This is a genomic window from Cupriavidus oxalaticus, from assembly GCF_016894385.1.
In the GTDB taxonomy this organism is placed as follows: domain Bacteria; phylum Pseudomonadota; class Gammaproteobacteria; order Burkholderiales; family Burkholderiaceae; genus Cupriavidus; species Cupriavidus oxalaticus.
The window spans coordinates 1,731,971-1,749,055 of the sequence record NZ_CP069812.1 but is presented as its reverse complement, the minus strand read 5'-3'; the positions used below and the strand labels follow the sequence as shown (position 1 = coordinate 1,749,055).

15 protein-coding genes are annotated in these 17,085 nt (G+C 63.1%); 13 read left to right on the top strand and 2 right to left on the bottom strand.

Going from position 1 to position 17,085, the window contains the following annotated elements:
• Nucleotides 1-19: 19 nt before the first annotated feature.
• The 10 genes from merT (at nucleotide 20) to JTE92_RS20445 (ending at nucleotide 9,249) form a co-directional block, all read left to right on the top strand.
• Complete coding sequence (gene merT / locus JTE92_RS20490; protein WP_006224622.1) at nucleotides 20-370, top strand: mercuric ion transporter MerT; 351 nt, start codon at nucleotides 20-22, stop codon at nucleotides 368-370.
• A gap of 12 nt (nucleotides 371-382) precedes the next feature.
• On the top strand, nucleotides 383-658 hold the full coding sequence (gene merP, locus JTE92_RS20485) for a mercury resistance system periplasmic binding protein MerP (RefSeq protein WP_003131987.1): 276 nt from the start codon (nucleotides 383-385) through the stop codon (nucleotides 656-658).
• Between the two features lie 71 nt (nucleotides 659-729).
• Nucleotides 730-2,415, top strand: coding sequence for a mercury(II) reductase (gene merA, locus JTE92_RS20480; protein ID WP_003156770.1), 1,686 nt, complete (start codon nucleotides 730-732; stop codon nucleotides 2,413-2,415).
• Nucleotides 2,416-2,432: 17 nt separating this feature from the next.
• The gene (gene merD / locus JTE92_RS20475; RefSeq protein ID WP_000995360.1) at nucleotides 2,433-2,798 is read left to right on the top strand and encodes a mercury resistance co-regulator MerD; all 366 of its coding nucleotides are present in this window, start codon (nucleotides 2,433-2,435) and stop codon (nucleotides 2,796-2,798) included.
• Entirely contained in the window at nucleotides 2,795-3,031 is a 237-nt protein-coding gene (gene merE / locus JTE92_RS20470) for a broad-spectrum mercury transporter MerE (protein WP_003132004.1), read from the top strand. The genes merD and merE overlap by 4 nt, the downstream gene beginning before the upstream one ends.
• Nucleotides 3,028-4,017 (top strand): DUF3330 domain-containing protein, encoded by a 990-nt coding sequence (locus JTE92_RS30795; RefSeq protein WP_003132006.1) that lies wholly within the window; start codon nucleotides 3,028-3,030, stop codon nucleotides 4,015-4,017. Before merE ends, JTE92_RS30795 begins: the two co-directional genes overlap by 4 nt.
• A gap of 130 nt (nucleotides 4,018-4,147) precedes the next feature.
• Entirely contained in the window at nucleotides 4,148-4,708 is a 561-nt protein-coding gene (locus tag JTE92_RS20460; RefSeq protein ID WP_003124096.1) for a recombinase family protein, read from the top strand.
• A 2-nt stretch (nucleotides 4,709-4,710) separates the two neighbouring features.
• Entirely contained in the window at nucleotides 4,711-7,677 is a 2,967-nt protein-coding gene (locus tag JTE92_RS20455; RefSeq protein ID WP_001138070.1) for a Tn3 family transposase, read from the top strand.
• Between the two features lie 51 nt (nucleotides 7,678-7,728).
• Nucleotides 7,729-8,934: a chromate efflux transporter gene (chrA, locus tag JTE92_RS20450; RefSeq protein WP_063238899.1), complete on the top strand. Its 1,206-nt coding sequence runs from the start codon at nucleotides 7,729-7,731 to the stop codon at nucleotides 8,932-8,934.
• Between the two features lie 9 nt (nucleotides 8,935-8,943).
• Nucleotides 8,944-9,249, top strand: a complete 306-nt coding sequence (locus tag JTE92_RS20445; protein ID WP_063238900.1) for a PadR family transcriptional regulator — start codon at nucleotides 8,944-8,946, stop codon at nucleotides 9,247-9,249.
• 102 nt (nucleotides 9,250-9,351) lie between these two features.
• On the opposite strand, the gene JTE92_RS20440 is transcribed toward JTE92_RS20445, so the two are convergent.
• Together JTE92_RS20440 and JTE92_RS20435 are read right to left on the bottom strand one after the other, a co-directional pair.
• Nucleotides 9,352-10,557, bottom strand: coding sequence for an acyltransferase family protein (locus tag JTE92_RS20440; RefSeq protein ID WP_232353276.1), 1,206 nt, complete (start codon nucleotides 10,555-10,557; stop codon nucleotides 9,352-9,354).
• A gap of 622 nt (nucleotides 10,558-11,179) precedes the next feature.
• Nucleotides 11,180-12,352 carry a tyrosine-type recombinase/integrase gene (locus tag JTE92_RS20435; RefSeq protein WP_063238902.1) on the bottom strand — a complete coding sequence of 391 codons (1,173 nt, stop codon included), beginning with the start codon at nucleotides 12,350-12,352 and terminating at the stop codon, nucleotides 11,180-11,182.
• Nucleotides 12,353-12,518: 166 nt separating this feature from the next.
• Between JTE92_RS20435 and JTE92_RS20430 the strand changes: the two genes are divergently transcribed.
• The 3 genes from JTE92_RS20430 to JTE92_RS20420 all read left to right on the top strand — a co-directional run bounded on the left by JTE92_RS20430 (nucleotide 12,519) and on the right by JTE92_RS20420 (nucleotide 17,070).
• Nucleotides 12,519-13,466, top strand: a complete 948-nt coding sequence (locus JTE92_RS20430; RefSeq protein WP_063238903.1) for a DNA-binding protein — start codon at nucleotides 12,519-12,521, stop codon at nucleotides 13,464-13,466.
• Between the two features lie 137 nt (nucleotides 13,467-13,603).
• Entirely contained in the window at nucleotides 13,604-13,978 is a 375-nt protein-coding gene (locus JTE92_RS20425) for a hypothetical protein (RefSeq protein WP_232353274.1), read from the top strand.
• 110 nt (nucleotides 13,979-14,088) lie between these two features.
• Nucleotides 14,089-17,070 carry a Tn3 family transposase gene (locus tag JTE92_RS20420; protein WP_063238904.1) on the top strand — a complete coding sequence of 994 codons (2,982 nt, stop codon included), beginning with the start codon at nucleotides 14,089-14,091 and terminating at the stop codon, nucleotides 17,068-17,070.
• Nucleotides 17,071-17,085 lie beyond the last annotated feature (15 nt).

Sequence of the window (17,085 nt, the reverse complement as noted above, 5' to 3'; positions counted from 1 at the left end):
AATTCGAAAGGACAAGCGCATGTCTGAACCAAAAACCGGGCGCGGCGCGCTCTTCACTGGAGGGCTTGCCGCCATCCTCGCCTCGGCTTGCTGCCTCGGGCCGTTGGTTCTGATCGCCTTGGGGTTCAGCGGCGCTTGGATCGGCAACTTGGCGGTGTTGGATCCCTATCGCCCCATCTTTATCGGCGTGGCGCTGGTGGCGTTGTTCTTCGCCTGGCGGCGCATCTACCGGCAGGCAGCGGCCTGCAAACCGGGTGAGGTCTGCGCGATTCCCCAAGTGCGAGCTACTTACAAGCTCATTTTCTGGATCGTGGCCGCGCTGGTTCTGGTCGCGCTCGGATTTCCCTACGTCATGCCATTTTTCTACTGATCGGAGTTCACCATGAAGAAACTGTTTGCCTCCCTCGCCCTCGCCGCCGTTGTTGCCCCCGTCTGGGCCGCCACCCAGACCGTCACGCTGTCCGTACCGGGCATGACCTGCTCCGCCTGCCCGATCACTGTCAAGAAGGCGATTTCCAAGGTCGAAGGCGTCAGCAAAGTTGACGTGACTTTCGAGACACGCCAAGCGGTCGTCACCTTCGACGATGCCAAGACCAGCGTGCAGAAGCTGACCAAGGCAACCGCAGACGCGGGCTATCCGTCCAGCGTCAAGCAGTGAGTCACTGAAAACGGCACCGCAGCACAACGGACGTCATTGTCTGGCGCCACAAACGATAAAGGATCTGTTGCATGACCCATCTAAAAATCACCGGCATGACTTGCGACTCGTGCGCGGCGCACGTCAAGGAAGCGCTGGAAAAAGTGCCAGGCGTGCAGTCGGCGCTGGTGTCCTATCCGAAGGGCACAGCGCAACTCGCCATCGTGCCGGGCACATCGCCGGACGCGCTGACTGCCGCCGTGGCCGGACTGGGCTACAAGGCAACGCTAGCCGATGCGCCACTGGCGGACAACCGCGTCGGACTGCTCGACAAGGTGCGGGGATGGATGGCCGCCGCCGAAAAGCACAGTGGCAACGAGCCCCCGGTGCAGGTAGCGGTCATTGGCAGCGGTGGAGCCGCGATGGCGGCGGCGCTGAAGGCCGTCGAGCAAGGCGCGCAGGTCACGCTGATCGAGCGCGGCACCATCGGCGGCACCTGCGTCAATGTCGGCTGTGTGCCGTCCAAGATCATGATCCGCGCCGCCCACATCGCCCATCTGCGCCGGGAAAGCCCGTTCGATGGCGGTATTGCGGCAACTGTGCCTACGATTGACCGCAGTAAGCTGCTGGCCCAGCAGCAGGCCCGCGTCGACGAACTGCGGCACGCCAAGTACGAAGGCATCCTGGGCGGTAATCCGGCCATCACCGTTGTGCACGGTGAGGCGCGCTTCAAGGACGACCAGAGCCTTACCGTCCGTTTGAACGAGGGTGGCGAGCGCGTCGTGATGTTCGACCGCTGCCTGGTCGCCACGGGTGCCAGCCCGGCGGTCCCGCCGATTCCGGGCTTGAAAGAGTCACCCTACTGGACTTCCACCGAGGCCCTGGCGAGCGACACCATTCCCGAACGCCTTGCCGTAATCGGCTCGTCGGTGGTGGCGCTGGAGCTGGCGCAAGCCTTTGCCCGGCTGGGCAGCAAGGTCACGGTCCTGGCGCGCAATACCTTGTTCTTCCGTGAAGACCCGGCCATCGGCGAGGCGGTGACAGCCGCTTTCCGTGCCGAGGGCATCGAGGTGCTGGAGCACACGCAAGCCAGCCAGGTCGCCCATATGGACGGTGAATTCGTGCTGACCACCACGCACGGTGAATTGCGCGCCGACAAACTGCTGGTTGCCACCGGTCGGACACCGAACACGCGCAGCCTCGCGCTGGACGCAGCGGGGGTCACTGTCAATGCGCAAGGTGCCATCGTCATCGACCAAGGCATGCGCACGAGCAACCCGAACATCTACGCGGCCGGCGACTGCACCGACCAGCCGCAGTTCGTCTATGTGGCGGCAGCGGCCGGCACCCGTGCCGCGATCAACATGACCGGCGGCGATGCGGCGCTCGACCTGACCGCAATGCCGGCCGTGGTGTTCACCGATCCGCAAGTGGCGACCGTGGGCTACAGCGAGGCGGAAGCCCACCACGACGGGATCGAGACCGACAGCCGCACCTTGACCTTGGACAACGTGCCGCGTGCGCTCGCCAACTTCGACACACGCGGCTTCATCAAGTTGGTTATCGAGGAAGGCAGCCATCGGCTGATCGGCGTACAGGCGGTCGCGCCGGAAGCGGGTGAACTGATCCAGACGGCGGCTCTGGCCATTCGCAACCGCATGACGGTGCAGGAACTGGCCGACCAGTTGTTCCCCTACCTGACGATGGTCGAGGGGTTGAAGCTCGCGGCGCAGACCTTCAACAAGGATGTGAAGCAGCTTTCCTGCTGCGCCGGGTGAGAAAAAGGAGGTGTTCAATGAACGCCTACACGGTGTCCCGGCTGGCTCTTGATGCCGGGGTGAGCGTGCATATCGTGCGCGACTACCTGCTGCGCGGATTGCTGCGCCCGGTGGCGTGCACACCAGGCGGCTACGGCTTGTTCGATGACGCCGCCTTGCAACGGCTGTGCTTCGTGCGGGCGGCCTTCGAGGCGGGCATCGGCCTCGACGCGCTGGCGCGGCTGTGCCGGGCGCTGGATGCGGCGGACGGCGACGAAGCGGCCGCGCAGCTTGCCCTGCTGCGTCAGTTCGTCGAGCGTCGGCGCGAAGCGTTGGCCGATCTGGAAGTGCAGTTGGCCACCCTGCCGACCGAGCCGGCACAGCACGCGGAGAGTCTGCCATGAACAACCCCGAGCGCTTGCCGTCCGAGACGCACAAACCGATCACCGGCTACCTGTGGGGCGGACTGGCTGTGCTGACTTGCCCCTGCCACCTGCCCATCCTCGCTGTCGTGCTGGCCGGCACAACCGCCGGTGCTTTCCTCGGCGAGCATTGGGTCATCGCGGCGCTCGGTTTGACCGGCCTGTTCCTTCTGTCCCTGTCGCGGGCGTTGCGGGCATTCAGGGAAAGAGAATGAGCGCTTTCCGGCCGGATGGATGGACGACGCCGGAACTGGCCCAAGCGGTCGAGCGCGGGCAGCTTGAACTGCACTACCAGCCCGTCGTCGATCTGCGCAGTGGTGGGATTGTCGGCGCGGAAGCCCTGTTGCGCTGGCGTCATCCGACGCTTGGACTATTGCCACCGGGCCAGTTCCTGCCCGTGGTCGAATCGTCCGGCCTGATGCCTGAAATCGGCGCTTGGGTGCTGGGCGAAGCCTGCCGCCAGATGCGTGACTGGCGAATGCTGGCATGGCGACCGTTCCGGCTGGCCGTCAATGTTTCGGCGAGCCAAGTGGGACCGGACTTCGACGGGTGGGTAAAGGGCGTGCTGGCTGATGCCGAGTTGCCCGCCGAGTATCTCGAAATCGAGCTGACCGAATCGGTCGCGTTTGGTGATCCGGCGATCTTCCCCGCCCTGGACGCCTTGCGGCAGATCGGTGTGCGCTTCGCCGCCGATGACTTCGGGACGGGGTATTCCTGTCTGCAACATCTGAAGTGCTGCCCAATCAGCACGCTCAAGATCGACCAATCGTTTGTCGCCGGGCTCGCCAACGACCGCCGCGACCAAACCATCGTGCACACCGTGATTCAGCTTGCGCACGGGCTGGGCATGGATGTGGTGGCTGAAGGCGTGGAAACATCGGCGAGTCTTGATCTATTGCGACAAGCGGACTGCGACACAGGACAAGGCTTCCTGTTCGCGAAGCCAATGCCGGCGGCGGCATTCGCCGTCTTCGTCAGTCAATGGAGGGGTGCCACCATGAATGCAAGTGACTCGACCACCACCAGTTGCTGCGTGTGCTGCAAGGAAATCCCGCTCGATGCCGCCTTCACCCCGGAAGGCGCGGAATACGTCGAGCACTTCTGCGGGTTGGAGTGTTATCAACGCTTCGAAGCGCGTGCCAAGACAGGGAACGAAACCGATGCCGATCCGAACGCCTGCGACTCGCTACCGTCAGATTGAGGCATACCCTAACTTGGCGTCAGACCATCCGGCGCTAAATCGTCAGAATAGAGTTGCCTTCCGAATTGATTGACATACGCCGTCAAGGGTCATAGATTTCTTCCTGACACATTTCCCTCAGGAGGATACCTTGCACGGTCAGCGCATCGGTTACGTCCGCGTCAGCAGCTTCGACCAGAACCCAGAACGGCAGCTCGAACAGATCCAGGTGGATAAAGTGTTCACCGACAAGGCGTCGGGCAAGGACACACGGCGGCCCGAACTGGAACGGCTGCTCGCCTTCGTGCGCGAAGGCGACACGGTCGTGGTGCACAGCATGGATCGTCTGGCGCGCAACCTCGACGACCTGCGCCGCCTGGTGCAGGGCCTCACCCAGCGCGGCGTACGCATCGAGTTCCTTAAGGAGCATTTGACCTTCACCGGCGAGGACTCGCCGATGGCGAACCTGATGCTGTCGGTAATGGGCGCGTTCGCCGAGTTCGAACGCGCCTTGATCCGCGAGCGGCAGCGCGAGGGCATCGCGCTCGCCAAGCAGCGCGGGGCCTACCGTGGCAGGAAGAAATCCCTGTCGTCTGAGCGTATTGCCGAACTGCGCCAACGTGTCGAGGCTGGCGAGCAAAAGACCAAGCTGGCTCGTGAATTCGGAATCAGTCGCGAAACCCTGTATCAATACTTGAGAACGGATCAGTAAATATGCCACGTCGTTCAATCCTGTCCGCCGCCGAGCGCGAAAGCCTGCTGGCGTTGCCGGACACCAAGGATGAGTTGATCCGTCACTACACGTTCAGCGAAACCGACCTCTCCATCATCCGGCAGCGGCGCGGCCCGGCCAACCGGCTGGGCTTCGCCGTGCAGCTCTGTTACCTGCGCTTTCCTGGTGTCATCCTGGGCGTCGATGAGCCGCCGTTTCCGCCCTTGTTGAAACTGGTCGCCGACCAGCTCAAGGTCAGCGTCGAAAGCTGGGACGAATACGGGCAGCGGGAGCAGACCCGGCGCGAGCACCTGGTCGAACTGCAAACGGTGTTCGGCTTCCAGCCCTTTACCATGGGCCACTACCGGCAGGCCGTCCAGTTGCTGACCGAGATGGCCTTGCAGACCGACAAGGGCATCGTGCTGGCCAGCACCTTGATCGAGCACCTGCGGCAGCAGTCGGTCATTCTGCCTGCCCTCAACGCCGTCGAGCGGGCGAGCGCCGAAGCAATCACCCGCGCCAACCGGCGCATCTACGATGCCTTGGCCGAACCGCTGTCGGACGCGCATCGCCGCCGCCTCGACGATCTGCTCAAGCGTCGGGACAACGGCAAAACGACCTGGCTGGCCTGGCTGCGCCAATCGCCCGTCAAACCGAATTCGCGGCACATGCTGGAACACATCGAACGCCTCAAAGCGTGGCAGGCGCTCGACCTGCCTTCTGGCATCGAGCGGTCGGTGCACCAGAACCGCCTGCTCAAGATCGCCCGTGAGGGTGGCCAGATGACGCCCGCCGACCTGGCCAAGTTCGAGGCGCAGCGACGCTATGCCACCCTGGTGGCGCTTGCCATCGAGGGCATGGCCACCGTCACCGACGAAATCATCGACCTGCACGACCGCATCCTGGGCAAGCTGTTCAACGCCGCCAAGAACAAGCATCAGCAGCAATTCCAGGCGTCCGGCAAGGCGATCAACGCCAAGGTGCGGCTGTTCGGCCGCATCGGCCAGGCGCTGATCGAGGCCAAGCAGGCGGGCCGCGATCCGTTCGCCGCCATCGAGGCCGTCATGTCCTGGGATGCCTTCGCCGAGAGCGTCACCGAAGCGCAGAAGCTTGCGCAGCCCGAGGACTTCGATTTCCTGCACCGCATCGGCGAAAGCTACGCCACGCTGCGCCGCTACGCGCCGGAATTCCTTGCCGTGCTCAAGCTGCGGGCCGCTCCCGCCGCGAAGGACGTGCTCGACGCCATCGAGGTGCTGCGCGGCATGAACAGCGACAACGCCCGCAAGGTGCCCGCCGACGCGCCGACCGAGTTCATCAAGCCGCGCTGGCAGAAGCTGGTCATGACCGACACCGGCATCGACCGGCGCTACTACGAACTGTGCGCGCTGTCGGAGATGAAGAACGCGTTGCGTTCCGGCGACATCTGGGTGCAGGGGTCGCGCCAGTTCAAGGACTTCGAGGACTACCTGGTGCCGCCCGCGAAATTCGCCAGCCTCAAGCAGGCCAGCGAATTGCCGCTGGCCGTGGCCACCGACTGCAACCGGTACCTGAACGACCGGCTGACGCTGCTGGAAACACAGCTTGCCACCGTCAACCGTATGGCGACGGCCAACGAGCTGCCGGACGCCATCATCACCGAGTCAGGCTTGAAGATCACGCCGCTCGACGCGGCGGTACCCGACACCGCCCAAGCGCTGATCGACCAGACGGCAATGATCCTGCCGCACGTCAAGATCACCGAACTGCTGCTGGAGGTGGACGAATGGACGGGCTTCACTCGGCATTTCGCGCATCTGAAATCGGGCGACCCGGCCAAAGACAAGAACCTGTTGCTGACCACGATCCTCGCCGACGCGATCAACCTGGGCCTGACCAAGATGGCGGAGTCTTGCCCCGGCACGACCTACGCCAAGCTGGCTTGGCTGCAAGCCTGGCACATCCGCGACGAAACCTACGGGGCGGCGCTGGCCGATCTGGTCAACGCACAGTTCCGCCATCCCTTCGCCGAGCACTGGGGCGACGGCACCACCTCATCGTCGGACGGCCAGAACTTCCGCACCGGCAGCAAGGCCGAGAGCACCGGCCACATCAACCCGAAATACGGGAGCAGCCCAGGGCGGACGTTCTACACCCACATTTCTGACCAGTACGCGCCATTTCACACCAAGGTCGTGAACGTCGGCGTGCGCGATTCGACCTACGTGCTCGACGGCCTGCTGTACCACGAGTCCGACTTGCGGATCGAGGAGCATTACACCGACACGGCGGGCTTCACCGATCACGTCTTCGCCCTGATGCACCTCCTGGGCTTCCGCTTCGCGCCGCGCATCCGCGACCTGGGCGACACCAAGCTCTACATCCCGAAGGGCGACGCCGCCTATGACGCGCTGAAACCCATGATCGGCGGCACGCTCAACATCAAGCACGTCCGCGCCCATTGGGACGAAATCCTGCGGCTGGCCACCTCGATCAAGCAGGGCACGGTGACGGCCTCCCTGATGCTCCGAAAGCTCGGCAGCTACCCACGCCAGAACGGCCTGGCCGTGGCGCTCCGCGAGCTGGGCCGCATCGAGCGCACGCTGTTCATCCTGGACTGGCTGCAAAGCGTGGAACTGCGCCGCCGCGTGCATGCCGGCCTGAACAAGGGCGAGGCGCGCAATGCGCTGGCCAGGGCAGTGTTTTTCAACCGCCTGGGTGAAATCCGCGACCGCAGTTTCGAGCAGCAGCGCTACCGGGCTAGCGGCCTCAATCTGGTAACGGCTGCCGTCGTGTTGTGGAACACGGTCTATCTGGAACGGGCTGCGCACGCGCTGCGTGGCAACGGCCATGCCGTTGATGACGCGCTGTTGCAGTACCTGTCGCCGCTCGGTTGGGAGCACATCAACCTCACCGGCGATTACCTCTGGCGCAGCAGCGCCAAGATCGGCGCGGGCAAGTTCAGGCCGCTACGACCGCTGCAACCGGCTTAGCGTGCTTTATTTTCCGTTTTCTGAGGCGACCCCACATAGCAAGATGGGACCATGACCGGCATCACCATGACTGACCGCAGCCCTTGGACTGTTTTTCTGATTTTTCTCCGACTGGGCCTGACCTCTTTCGGCGGCCCAATTGCCCACCTAGGCTACTTTCGAGATGAGTTCGTGACGCGTCGGCAGTGGCTCACCGAACGCAGCTATGCGGATTTGGTCGCCCTCTGTCAGTTCCTTCCGGGTCCTGCCAGCAGCCAGGTTGGAATGGCACTTGGGCTGTCCCGATCCGGCTATGCCGGCGCGTTCGCTGCTTGGGCGGGCTTCACGCTGCCGTCAGCGATTGCCCTGATCCTGTTTGCACTGGGCATGGCTAGTTACAGGGATGCGATCCCGGCTGGCGTGCTGCATGGCTTGAAGGTGGTGGCCGTTGCAGTAGTCGCGCAAGCTGTATGGGGGATGGCTCGCAACCTCTGTCCAGACGCACCGCGCATCACCATCATGGCAGCGGCGACATGTCTTGTGCTTCTGGTGCCGTCCGCTTTGGGCCAGGTGGGGGTCATCGCCCTTGCAGCGGTCATTGGCCTGTTGCTGTTCAAGCCTCAGCAGGGGCCAGCGCATGACCCGTTGCCGATTGCCATCAGTCGTCGCGTTGGCTTGTTCTGGCTGACGCTGTTCTTTGCGCTCCTGATGGGGTTGCCCTTGTTGACAACCTTGTTCCCGAATCCGGCGTTGTCGATGGTGGATGCCTTCTACCGTGCCGGGTCACTGGTCTTTGGTGGCGGGCATGTCGTGCTGCCGTTGCTGCAAGCTGAGGTCGTGCCGACTGGCTGGGTCAGCAATGACGCATTTCTGGCGGGTTACGGTGCTGCGCAGGCCGTCCCTGGCCCTCTGTTCACCTTCGCGGCTTTTCTCGGCGCTTCTATGAACCAGACACCCACTGGCTGGCTCGGCGGCCTGATCTGCCTGCTGGCAATCTTCGCGCCATCCTTCCTGCTGGTCGTGGGAGCATTGCCGTTCTGGGAGCGCTTGCGTCGCACCCCACGCACGCAAGCGGCGCTGTCTGGCATCAATGCGGCCGTGGTTGGCCTGCTGCTGGCTGCCCTCTATCAACCGGTATGGACGAGCGCGATTCACGCGCCAAACGATTTTGGCTTGGCCCTTGTGGCACTGGTTGCGCTGATGTTCTGGAAGCTGCCGCCGTGGCTGGTTGTGATCGGCAGTGGTGTTGCGGGCTGGTTGTTGAGCACGGTTCTGTGAGCTTCAGGAATGACAGACAAAGACCTTTACGGGGGGCTGATTCGTTTGCACATCCTGCACCATGCAGCCGAAGAACCCATCTTCGGTCTCGGCATCATCGAGGAGTTGCGACACCACGGTTACGAGCTCAGCGCAGGAACTCTGTATCCGATGCTGCATGGCTTGGAAAAAAAGGGCTATCTCACTTCACGTCGTGAGCGTACCGGCCGACGTGATCGGCGGGTTTACGAAATCACCGAGCAAGGCCGTATTGCGTTGAAGGATGCCAAATCCAAGGTCAGGGAGCTTTTTGGAGAACTCATTGAAGGCAAATGACGGCAGAAGATTGGAAATCTGTCGGCGACTCATGGGCCTCATTGTTATTCTTCTTGGCCGCACCGTTGAAGTGGATCTGAGCGCGACCGGCGGCATGATGTGCTACCGTTTCCGCTGTATGTACCAGCCCCGGTGGTCGCGCTCATTGTTCGTCGCCCCGGCGATTGACTTTGGCGACCTGCGACTGGCGCCGAATCGGCGGTTTATCCAGGAACGCATGGGCCTCTCGATACCGAAGTGGAGTAGTACGGCTGCGCCGATGGTAAGCGCCAGCAGCAGCAGCGCCTGAACCGTAGCAGGTAACGCAGCCAACTCAGGTCGCTGGGACCTCGCGAACGAGAACAGGTATTGAGGAATCCGCTGCACGATATAAAGGCAGTAGGAGATTTCCCCGAGAAACACCAACGATGGCGATGACAAGACTCCTGTCAGTGCATCGATTCCATAAGAAAGTGAAAACACCAGTCCAGCGGCGCCAGCGACGAAAACCGTATCGATTCCAACTTTCACGCCGATTGCGCAAACGAGGAGCGACAACAAGCTTCCCCAAATAAACCCCTGGTAGCTCGGCATCGCCTCTCGCAACCGGCATAGCAGCACACCCAGCATAAACTCCGGGATCAGGCGGGCGACGCCACCACTCATCGACAGGTGCGTGGGCGACGTCGCCTCCACCACACCGACCACGGCCAGTGCGAGTATTGCCATCAATGCGATGCGGATTTTTCCCAGACGCGGCGCCGCCAACAGGAAGAGGGGAAACCAGACGTAGGCAAACCATTCGGCACTGACGGACCAGCCGACATCATTCCATCCAGTCGGTCCAGCATACCGCCACGCGCTAAGCAGCGACAGCCCAAGCAGGAAGTCGGGCAAAGTGTAGTTGGTCGATCCGACCATGGCTGAATGCAAGATCAGGTCACGGCCAATTACCGCAGCCGAAAAAACGAGAAGGCTTGCTACATATGCTGGATAGATGCGTGCGATCCGGGCGATGATGAACTTCTTCCAGTCCAGCCGCTCGCCGGGCGCCGGATCATAGTTGTAAGCAAGGATAAAGCCACTCAGGATGAAGAAGCCGTCGACCCCAAGATAGCCATGATCAAAAAACGTACTGGTGATGCCAATGTCGAAGTATCGGCCGTCGGGGTAAACGTGGAACCAATGGAGGCATAGCACCCAGAGCGCCAGAAAGAAGCGCAGACTGGTGAGCGGCTTGAACTGGCCCATCAATCTCCCCTGAAGGACGCCGAAGCTGCGTCGAAGGCGATCTTGCCCATTTGTCGTCCCCCGCGGGGTGTCTTTCATGACTACTCTAGTGTCGACCGCAGAGTTGATCACCTTTTACGGCGGGGAAGGTGCCGACAACGTCAGGCTACGGCTGTGCCGCTCGCAGGATCTGTGCGGGCGCGTACATAAGGCACTCAAGAGCAAGCGTTGTTCAGCCCTTATCTGCAAAGGCATATCCCGCGATGGTTCACGACCCAGAAACTCCCTTCTCGTTTCTAGGCCGGTGGTTTGAATCACGCATGGTGGCCGCCGTCATCCCCAAATTCTTGTCGGCGATCGCCTATTGCTCTGGGGTTAGGACGGCAGCGTGCCTGAGTGCGCTCGCCAAGGATTCCATTGTGGCCCTGATTTGCCGGGGCCGCGGATGAACATGCAACCCGTCGTCGCCGGGTCCGCGCGATTCATTTCATTCCGCAAGGGGCCAATGGGTTCCGACAAGCTTTGGCGCGTGCGATCGATGACGCCGCGTTGGGACAACGACGGTACCTACGCGCCTGTTAGGTAGTCGCGCAAGTGCGGCGCTTTGGTAGGTGCGAATGCCGTTGTCGGCGCGCCGCAAGTGCAAACCGACGGGGCCGATCCATTCGCGGCCGATGTAGAGGTCCGAGCGCCCTCACAAATAACTGGGGGCGATAAGCGCCTACTGTGGCGCGGCGGGCGCGGTGGATGGTTGAGCTTGCTGCTCGCCCACGGTGTGCGCATGCCGCCGGTCGTCCTCGGCGTGCAGGTAAATGCCGGTCGTCTCAATCGAAGCGTGCCGCAGGTTCTTCTGAATAAAGCGGATATCGGTGCCGGCGTCGGCCTGGTGCGAAGCCGCGGAATGGCGCAGCCAGTGCGTCGAGGCACGCGCCAGCGTCGCCGCGCCCAGCGGATCGCTCGCCTCTAACACTGCGGCCGCCCGCCGGAACACCTCCTTCGCGATCAGATAGACCGCCGTCGGCGTGAGGTGCCGCTTCGCATCGCCGGCGACGCTCAGGATGGCCGGGCTCAGCTCACCGGGCCCCGGCATCGGCGGCAGGCCGTGGAACGCGCGATAGCGGGCAAACTCGGCCATCAACGCGTCGCTCACGGGCACCTCGCCCTCGGCACCGCCCTTGCCTACAACGTGCAGCCACCAGCGCCCGCGCCGCTGGACGATGTCGGCTGCCTTCGCGTGGGCGGCTTCGCTCGCGCGCAGCGCCGTATGGTAGAGGAAGCGCATCACCCAGCGGCTGCGCTCGTAGTGCTGGCGTTCGCGCAGCGTGCCCTGCGGCCAGGCCTCCATCGACGCGAGCACCACCTGCCACAGCGCATGATCGAGATAGCGCTCTACACGCCTCGTGCGCGCGGCGCGCGTCGCACGGTTGCGGCGCAGGGCGAGCGGATTGCCGGCGAGGTAGCCGGCCGCCACGAGATAGTCGAGCAGTCCGGAAAGGATGCCAAGCGCCTGACGGCGGCTGCGCTCGGCGAGCGCCCCCTCGAACAGGCGCCGCGCCCCGCCGCGGCGCGGCAGCGCCGGGTCGGTCCAGTCCGCCGTCGGCGCGGCCAAGAACCGCTCATACAGCAGGAAGTCCTCGCGCGTGAGGCTGGAGAGCGGCTTGCCCAGGGCGCGCGTTGCCCAGACGAGCAGCCGCACCACTTCCTTTCGGTAGCTGCGCAACGTGTGCGGCGAGCCCGCATATTCGGCAAGCCACAGGCGCACGGCCTCGAGGTCGGTGTCCGCGGTGATTTGTCGGATCGTGCCGCGCGCCCGGTTGGTGCCGTCACGGCCGTCCAGTGCGGCGGGCAGAGTGATCGGCAGGAGCGATTCGGGGGCTGGAGCGGGCAGGTTCATGGACTGACACGATTTTGTGGCGGGGTTCCGCATCGTACACCTATGAAGCTTACGATTATGCGCGTTATCGTAAATTTCTACGGCTTTAGATTACAGATATAACGTAATACATTAATATACATTACTCAGAATCACGAAATTCCACCCTCTCAGCCAGCTTCCGCCCATGAGCCGTATCAGCGATACCCGTCTACGCACCCGTGAAGCCGCCGCGCGCCTGGTTGCCGCGGGCCGGCACCCGCATGAGCTCACCGTCGACCTTATCTATGCCGAGATTCGGCAGGGCAGCCGCACCACCATCAACGACGAGCTGAAGCTGTGGAAGGACGAGCAGGCGCGCAACGACGCGCTCTCCGCCGCGCTGCCGCCAGCAGTCGCCAACGCGATGCTGTCGGTCTGGGCGTTGGCCGTTGAACAGGGGGAACAGGTCTTCGCGCAGCGCAGCGGGGAGTTTGAGGCCGAAGCGGCCGCCGCCATCACGCGCGCCGATTCGCTGCACGCCGCCAACACAGGGTTGCAGGCGGAAGTGCAAGCGCTTCGCGCCCAGGTTGACGACCTGCAGGCGCGGCTCGCCACCGCGCTGGCCGCTCACGCCCGGGGCCAAACCGAACTGGAGGCTGCCATCCGGCGGGCCGAAGCCGCCGCGGCCGAGGGTGATGCCGTGCGCGCACAAGCAGAGCAGGCCTGGCGCGACGCGCAGTCCGCCCATGCCCGCGAACTGGAAGCACTGCGGGCTGCCCGCGCCGAACACGAGGCCGCCCTGCGGGTGGAGGTCGACCAGGCTACCGCCCGGCTCGAAGGCGTGCAGAAGCTCGTCATGCTGCAGACCGAGGAAGCGCGCGAAGCCCAGCGTCGCGCGGAAGCGGCCCTTGCGAAGACCCGCCAGCGTAACGAGCAACTTGTGGCAGACGGGCAGCGGCTCAGCGCCGACGCTGCCGAACACCGCCGGCTGGCCGAACGGCATGAAAAACAGCTCGCCGGTGTCATGGAAGAGACGCGCGAACTGCGGCGTGAGCGCGATTCCCTGACCCAACAGGTCGCCCTGCTGCAGGGCCAGCTCAAGGGCCGCGACGAGTCTGCGCCAGCGCGTACAGCCAGGCGTCGCGCCGGCTGAGCCAACACCGAGCAACGGTTTTCGAACTACCGCCGAGCGCGTCAGCGCCCGCGCTACAATCGGGCCTTCGGTCATCGCCTGCGGGCGCTGGACCGATGCAGTGCCATGAGCAACCGCCCGACAGGAAACCGAGCCTCATGAACACGAACGAACCACAGCCACCAGCCTGGCAGCCGATCGCTGCGCTGCCGGTCATTCTTGATCTCGCCGGCGCGCAGATTGATGAGGTACAGGCCACTTTCGACGCCCTGACCCGGTGCCGGTCGCGACCCCATGTGCTTGACGACGCCACCCTGGCCCGGACGCGCCAGGTCTACGGCGAACAACGGGATTTTCTGCCGATCCAGCGCGAGCAGGTGGCACGGTGGCGATCCGGGCCGCTCACACCGCAGGAGCGCGAAGCACTGGCTCATCTGAGCGCGCGGATCGACGGCTGGCGGCGCTGCTCGACGATCTTCTCGCGCTGGCAGACGCGCTGTCGCACGGCACGATCGACCGGATCATGGGCATGAGCGATGCGGACCTTGCCGCTGCGGTGTTATCGGGCTCGCTCAAAATGCCGCAACGCTGACAGGCGCAACATGCTGCAACGGTACCGGCTGGCTCGATTCGCGCGGCACCTATGAACCCGATTTCCGAAACCGCGTACCCGTTACTGCCAGCGGAGATTGCCGCAGACGAGTTGCGGGCAGTCTACACGCCCAGCGCCGCCGAAATCCGCTTCGTGTACGGCCAGTTCCGGCAAGCCCCAACACGCGTGCTGATTCTGACGCAGCTCAAACTGCTCCAGCGTCTGGGATACATGCCGCCCATGTCAGACTTGCCGCCCGAAATCGTCGCCCATATGTGCTCGGTGCTCAAGGTCCGATCGCCGCCCCGCACAACGCTCAAGCGCTATGACCGGTCGGGCAGCAAGTCTCGGCACCAGAAGGTGCTGCGCGAATTTGTCGGCATCCGCGTCGTTGATGCGCTTACCCATGAATGGCTGGCTGTCGTAGCGGCCATCGCCGCGCGCACGAAGGCAGAGTTGCCGGACATCATCAACGTGCTGCTCGAAGAGCTCATCAGGCAGCGCTACGAACTGCCGCCGCTGGCAACCCTCTCGCGCATTGCTGCTTCCGCCCGCAGCCGGCTTCACGAGGCCATCTACCAGGCCTTCTCCGACGCGTTGGACGAGCCGCTCAGAGCCCGCCTCGACGCTCTCTTCAGCAACCGGGCGGGACGCACGCCCTGGGACGAGCTGAAGCGGGAACCAAAACGGCCGAGGCCGCGCGAGGTCGCAAGCTTCCTCAAGCACATCCAGGCCTTGAACGAGCTGGCCGACGGCCTACCGCCGCCGCCGGAAATGCTCTCGGTCCCCAAGCGCATGCAACTCGTCCTTGAAGCACGGGCCCTCGACGTCCATGAGATGCGCGTGCTCAAGCCGGCGAAGCGCTACACGCTTGCCGTGCTATTCATCCTCGCGCAGCTGCAGAAGGCACTTGATGACGTCGCGGAAATCTTCATCAAGACGGTCCGCAACCTGGAAGGCACGGCGGAACTGCGCATGAAACAGTATCGGCTGGCGCACGCGGACGAGCTCGAATCGCTCGTCAGTCAGTTTCGAGATGTGCTCCACATCCTGCAGGACGACGAGGCGCCGCCCGCCGAGCGCATTGCGCGCATGAGGGCATCCCTCAATGACGATCCCGGCAACGCCCTGAACCGATGCAACGAGCACATCGCATATACCGGCAATCACGCCATCCCGTTTCTGCTGGCCCCGTACAGGAATCTGCGGTCACTGCTGTTCCAGTGCCTCGATCTCCTGTCACTGCGCTCGAGCTCCCAGGACGATGCCCTGCTCGGCGCGCTCGCTTGGATCCAGCAGTACCGGGCGTCACGTCGCGAATGCCTGCTGCTGGGCGACGCGGACCTCGCAGAGCTGCCGCTCGACTGGATGCCAGAGAAGTGGGAGAAATTTGTCTTCCCGGACGGGCGGACCGCCCCACTGCTGCACCGGAAATATTTCGAGCTATGCGTGTTCAGCCAGCTCAGGCGTGAACTCAACTCTGGCGACGTCTACGTCGAGCACAGCGACCAGTACGATGATCCCCGCGAACATCAGGTATCGTGGGACGAATTCCGCGAAGAACTGCCGCGCTATGGCGAACTCGTCGACTTCCCGGTCGATAGCCGGGCCTTCGTCCAGCAACTGAAGGACCAACTCAGCGCATTGGCCGACGAGGTCGACGCTGCCTTTCCGGAGAACGACTACGTCGAGATTGGCGACCAAGGTCTGATTCTCCACAAGCTCGAGAAGAAGCCCGACCCGCCAAACAAGATGTTGATCGACCAGGCCATCACGGCGTCGATGCGGTCGGTCAGCATCCTTGACATCCTGACCGAAACCGAACAGTGGCTCGATCTGCACCGGCTGTTTGGCCCGTTATCCGGCTTCGAGGCGAAGATCGACGAGCCGCGCAAGCGCTTCATCACGACGCTGTTCTGCTATGGGTGCAATCTCGGACCGGCGCAGACGGCGCGTTCGGTGAAGAACCTCAGCCGCAAGCAGGTCGCCTGGCTGAATCTGCGCCACGTGACCGAAGAGCGCCTGGACAAGGCCATCGTCAGGGTGATCAACGCATACAACCAGTTTGCGTTGCCGAAGTTCTGGGGTTCCGGAAGCCGGGTTTCGGCCGACGGCACGAAATGGAATCTCTATGAGCAAAATCTGCTGTCCGAATATCACATCCGGTACGGCGGCTATGGCGGTATCGGCTACTACCACGTGTCGGACAAGTACATCGCGCTCTTCAGCCACTTCATCCCATGCGGGGTGCATGAAGCCGTCTACATCCTCGACGGGCTGATCAAGAATACCTCCGACGTGCAGCCGGACACGGTCCATGGCGATACCCAAGCGCAGAGCGCGCCGGTCTTCGCACTCGCGCACCTGCTCGGCATCAAACTAATGCCCCGCATCCGCGACATCAAGGAACTGCGCTTCTACAAAGCGGACCGGCGCCGTCGCTACACCAACATCGAATCATTGTTCCGCGGCAACGTCGACTGGGCCCTGATCGAAAGGCACTTGCCGGACATGCTGCGCGTCGCCATCTCAATCAAAGCCGGTCGGATGACGCCGTCGACGATCCTGCGGCGCCTCGGCTCCGAAAGTGTCAAGAACAAGCTGTATTTCGCATTCCGCGAGCTCGGGCGGGTAATCCGCACGCTGTTTCTGCTGCGCTACATCAAGGACCCCGAAATGCGCCGGACGATCCATGCCGCGACGAACAAGAGCGAACAGTTCAACGATTTTGCGAAATGGCTGATGTTCGGCGGTGACGTCATCGCGGAAAACGTCCGACACGAGCAGCGCAAAGTCATCAAGTACAACCAGCTCGTCGCGAACATGGTCATCCTCTACAACGTGCAGTGGATGTCGCGCAAACTGAAGGAGTTGCAAATGAAGGGCCATCCTGTCGACGCCGAGGTGCTCCAGGCGCTGTCGCCTTACCGGAAGGACCACATCAACCGGCTCGGGTCTTATTTGGTGGATCTCCAGCGGAAGGTGCCGCCGCTCGATACGTCGATCGATTTCGTTTTCGGATCGGCGGCGTAGAGGAATTTTGGATAC